The organism is Paraburkholderia sp. C35 (assembly GCF_003121405.1).
Taxonomy (GTDB): domain Bacteria; phylum Pseudomonadota; class Gammaproteobacteria; order Burkholderiales; family Burkholderiaceae; genus Paraburkholderia.
This window is the reverse complement of record NZ_QBUY01000221.1, coordinates 1-1,262: the sequence shown is the minus strand read 5'-3', so window position 1 is coordinate 1,262 and position 1,262 is coordinate 1. Positions and strand designations below refer to the sequence as shown.

General features: G+C 59.0%; 1 protein-coding gene. It reads right to left on the bottom strand.

Going from position 1 to position 1,262, the window contains the following annotated elements; all coding sequences use genetic code 11:
• Nucleotides 1-181: 181 nt before the first annotated feature.
• The gene (locus tag DK391_RS44035; protein WP_109484276.1) at nt 182-1,135 is read right to left on the bottom strand and encodes an IS5 family transposase; all 954 of its coding nucleotides are present in this window, start codon (nt 1,133-1,135) and stop codon (nt 182-184) included.
• Nucleotides 1,136-1,262 lie beyond the last annotated feature (127 nt).

The window sequence follows — 1,262 nt, the reverse complement described above, 5'->3', positions numbered from 1 at the left end:
ACTAGCATTAGCGGTGTTAGCCCGCTTTCTTTGCTTAGGAATGTCTGAACAACCCATTTTCTGCCGTGGATATTCAAGTGGCACGCTCAACATGAAGGTCGTGCCGTCACGCGCGCTGAGTTCAAGCGCTATCAGTCGCGTCTTGTGCCACAGCGCTGCGCCGTGCGCTCGTGTGCTCTCTTCATTTCCCGTCGCAGAGCGCCTTGCGCGCCATCCAGAGATTGGCCAGCGCGAACTGCGTTTCGATATGCGCCGTGTTCTTTGCCAACCCCCGATATCGCGCCTTCAGATATCCAAACTGGCATTTCAGCACGCGGAACGGGTGCTCTACCTTCGCTCTCGCGCCCGCCTTGAGACGCTCGATCTCGTCGTAGATCCGATCCAAACGCTTGCTCTTATCCAGCTTTCTGCGCTTGCTCGGGCGCATCGCGACGTGCCACTGAACCGCCTTCGTTTCGCCCCGTTTCTCAATGCCCACGTAGCCCGCATCGGCAAACGCAACCTCTTCCTCGCCGTGCAACAGTTCATGCGCCACCGTGACATCGTGAACATTGGCTGGCGTGCATTTCACGGTGTGCACAAGCCCTGACTCCACATCGACTCCGATGTGCGCCTTCATGCCAAAGTACCAGCTGCCGCCTTTTTGCGTCTGGCTCATCTCGGGGTCGCGCGTGCCACTCTTTTTGGTCGAACTGGGCGCCGATATCAGCGTCGCGTCGACCGCAGAACCTACCTTGAGCGTCAAGCCCTTCTCCTGCAGGATCCTGTTGACCGTCTCCAGCATGCTGGCCGACAGCGCATGCGCTTCAAGCAGGTGCCGGAATCGCAGGATCGTGCTCTCGTCAGGCAGCCGCGTCACGCCCGTGCCCAGCAGCGCGAACTCCCGGTACAGCGGGATGTCGTGCAGCGCTTCTTCCATGGCCGGATCCGAGAGGCTGAACCACTGCTGCATGAAGTGAATGCGCAGCATCGTCTGGATCGGAAACGGCGGACGGCCCGTCTTACCTTTAGGGTAATGAGGCTCAATGAGCGCAATCAGTCTCTGCCATGGCACCACACGGTCCATCTCATCGAGAAACTCGCGCTTGCGCGTGCGCTTCGTGGACAGATCCAGACCAAGACCCAGTTGTGTCATCTCGCCACTCCTTGAGTTCGCCTGATCCCAGGATAGTCCACGCTCGCGTCAATGCCAGGACTTTTGCAGAGATTCCCTTACTTTCTTTGCGGCGGCAAAGAAAGTAAGTGCCGCCCCGCACAGGGGC

Bases quoted from the DNA above. Each gene is read 5' to 3' on its own strand.
- DK391_RS44035 (WP_109484276.1), bottom strand. From the start codon at position 1,135: ATGACACAACTGGGTCTTGGTCTGGATCTGTCCACGAAGCGCACGCGC.